Here is a 3,210-nt window from a genome sequence, read left to right on the forward strand (position 1 = left end):
GGTAAAGTGCCATTTTTTATCATCGTTCTTAATCCATGTTTCATAATCCAAGGGTTAACAGGATGCTGTTTATCGAGTAATTGTTGCAACCATTGAAAAACGAGTTCGTTATCTTCTTTCGTAATATCATTAATGTGATTGGCTACTGATTTTTGAACATACTTAGAAGGGTCATTCATTAATGGCTCAAGAAGCTTTAAATTATTTCTGAAGTCACCTTTCAGAGCTCCTATTTTTTTTGCCCAAGGAAGTCTTGGTCTAGTACCTTCTGAAACTAATCTCCTAATGTGGCTGTTTTCGTCACGTAACCACTGTTGTAATATGTCTAAGGTTTCTTCATGGTATTTTTCAAGATAAGGACGAATGGCATATTCAGCAGTATTCCTTTTTGTTATTTCATACATTGCGTTGAATGAGGAGTCAAAATCGTTAAGTCCATATTTTTCAACGTATTTTGCGATAGGCATGTACATGTATCCGTTTGTAAATGTGCCTACTTCTGTTGTGTTTTCTGGTCCCAATGTTTTCAGTAATATATGTATTGCTTCATTAAAATCTTTTTGTAATGCATTGTGTAATTCATCTGCTATTACTTCGACACGTTGCTTTAACTCTAAATTTTCAACTTTACATGTTACAGAATCTACAAATTTTTTTTAGAGAAATTAGGCTCGTGTTTACAAATAGAATCAGCCATTTTTTCTGCTAATTCTTTATTGAATAAAAATTTTAATGGAACGTATTTACCCATTTTTTCACCTCATTGGTCAGATAAAAACAATTTTTATTTTTTAATCGACAACCCATACACCAACGTCTCACTAGGAGTCGTTATACTAAAACCTGTCGTCTTATAATCAAGTTTCACCGTATCACCAGTGTAGTCTTTTGTGAATGAGTCCATTTGTACAATAAGCTGTTCATCTTCATATACAACATCATCCGTATTATATGTATCCCAAATTAAATCAACATCAACGAAAATGCTGCAAGAGTTTGTCATTGTTCCTCTAATGCGAATAATCTTTTTGTCTTCACGTTCTAGTCTATGTATAGCTGCTATTGCTTCATCAGTAATACGAATGTTCATGTAATCCCAACCTTTATTTATATTTCCTCTATTATTGCAAAAACAGTGGCAATAGGGAAGGGAGATGAATTGTAATGAAAAAACGAGCAAACAAATTTGTTTGCTCGTTTTACTATATTTTATTCTATTTCAGTTCACATTTATCAAGTGGAATGACTTTCGTTTTCTTAGTAAATTTATAACCTAACCATAGTACTAAGAAGAGTGGTAAACCGATGTAAGAAACAAGTACACCGTTCCAGTCGATAGCTGCTCCCGTAAATGCTCCGTAGTTTTGACCTAAAATAACGATAACACAAAGTGTAAATGCAAAGATTGGACCGAACGGGAACCATTTCGCTTGATATGGTAAATCTTTTAAATCTTTCCCTTGTGCAATATAAGCTTTACGGAAACGGTAATGACTAATAGCAATCCCTACCCAAGCAATAAATCCTGACATCCCAGAAGCATTTAATAACCAAATGTATACAACACCGTCACCGAATAAAGAAGCGATGAAAGCGACGCTACCAACTACTGATGTTGCGATTAATGCGTTAACAGGTACACCGCGGCTATCTAATTTGCCTAAGAACTTTGGTGCTTTTCCTTGGCGAGCTAAATCCCAAAGCATACGAGTTGATGCATACATTCCAGAGTTACCAGCAGATAGAACTGCAGTTAAAATAACAGCGTTCATAACAGAAGCAGCGAAGGCAACGCCCGCTTTTTCAAATACAAGTGTAAATGGACTTACTGTAACATCACTCGCTGCAAGGCTTTCAGTCGTATAAGGAATTAATAAACCGATAACGAGAATTGCTAAAATGTAGAATAATAAAATACGCCAAAAGATAGAACGAATTGCTTTTGGAATATTGCGTTCTGGATCAGCAGTTTCACCAGCAGCTACTCCTAATAATTCAGTTCCTTGGAATGAGAAACCAGCAGCCATAAATACACCGATAATTGCCATGATGCCGCCATTAAATGGTGCATCTGCAACAGTGAAGTTTTTAAAGCCGACAGATTCGCCGCCCATAATTCCAAAAATCATCATAAAACCGACAATTAAAAAGATAATAATAGTAACTACTTTAATAAGTGCGAACCAATATTCAGATTCACCAAAACCTTTAACAGATAAATAGTTTAAGAGAAAAATAATAGCTAAACAAAGTCCACTCCAAATAAGAGAAGGGGTATCTGGGAACCAAAATTTCATAATTAATGTTACGGCCGCTAGTTCAGCTGCAATCGTAATCGCCCAGTTATACCAATAGTTCCATCCAAGTGCAAAACCAAGTGATGGATCAACAAATTTTGTTGCATAAGTACTAAAAGATCCAGTAACAGGCATGTAAGCCGCGAGTTCTGCTAAGCTTGTCATTAAAAAATAAACCATAATTCCAATTGCGGCATATGCGACTAATGCACCGCCAGGACCAGCTGAATGGATAACACCACCACTGGCAAGAAATAATCCGGTACCGATTGTACCACCGAGAGAAATCATCGTAAGGTGACGAGATTTTAATCCACGTTTTAATTCACCTTGTCCTTGTGTAGTTTGCGTTTTAGAGGTAGCTTGATTCGTTGCGCTATTCATGTTCAACACTCCTTTTCTTGTAAGATAGGAAGGAGCGGGGGAGAAAAATACAAAAAACCGCCAAAAGAATTAGGCGGAACGTTTCACAAATAACCACCCCATCATACCCTTCCGTTAAGATAGCACCCCACGTCTACACGGTAATTTTGTAAACGTGACAGTTCTGTTCCTTTCGGAGACAGCCCCAGCCAATATTTCCAGAGAAGAAATATAAACTTCGGCAACTTTTCCTTTCAAACGGAGTCGGTGACATTCTCTGTGTCTCGGCCGTTCTACTCTTAAAAGTTGCAACCTCTACCTCATCGGATTGATGAGGATTTATATATTGCTAAGATTTTTAATATATGGCAATTGTAATGACTTTCTGAATATATTGCAAGGGATTTTGTTGGGAAAAGTCAAAAAATATCGGTTATTGTACAGGAAACGCTTGCAAAACTCCACCCGAACCTACTGTTATGTAACAATTAACAAATAAAAAGTTGTTATACAAAAGTTTCGCAAAAAATAATGAAAAACCCTTTAAAAT

2 protein-coding genes, 1 pseudogene and 1 riboswitch are annotated in these 3,210 nt (G+C 36.3%); all 3 genes and pseudogenes read right to left on the minus strand.

Annotated features, from left to right (window positions below; genetic code table 11):
• A pseudogene (locus AB3X48_RS19895) lies at window positions 1-751 on the minus strand (DNA alkylation repair protein); the annotation flags it as partial.
• A 33-nt stretch (window positions 752-784) separates the two neighbouring features.
• Window positions 785-1,090 carry an iron-sulfur cluster biosynthesis family protein gene (locus AB3X48_RS19900; protein ID WP_002161275.1) on the minus strand — a complete coding sequence of 102 codons (306 nt, stop codon included), beginning with the start codon at window positions 1,088-1,090 and terminating at the stop codon, window positions 785-787.
• 124 nt (window positions 1,091-1,214) lie between these two features.
• Window positions 1,215-2,681: an amino acid permease gene (locus AB3X48_RS19905; RefSeq protein WP_088099203.1), complete on the minus strand. Its 1,467-nt coding sequence runs from the start codon at window positions 2,679-2,681 to the stop codon at window positions 1,215-1,217.
• 112 nt (window positions 2,682-2,793) lie between these two features.
• A riboswitch (Lysine riboswitch) is annotated at window positions 2,794-2,986 on the minus strand.
• Window positions 2,987-3,210: the final 224 nt, after the last annotated feature.

The organism is Bacillus sp. S4 (genome assembly GCF_040838205.1).
GTDB lineage: Bacteria > Bacillota > Bacilli > Bacillales > Bacillaceae_G > Bacillus_A > Bacillus_A cereus_U.

What these genes read in the sequence shown, in the direction of transcription:
- AB3X48_RS19900 (WP_002161275.1), bottom strand. Translation starts at nt 1,090, where the DNA reads ATGAACATTCGTATTACTGATGAAGCAATAGCAGCTATACATAGACTA.
- AB3X48_RS19905 (WP_088099203.1), bottom strand. Translation starts at nt 2,681, where the DNA reads ATGAATAGCGCAACGAATCAAGCTACCTCTAAAACGCAAACTACACAA.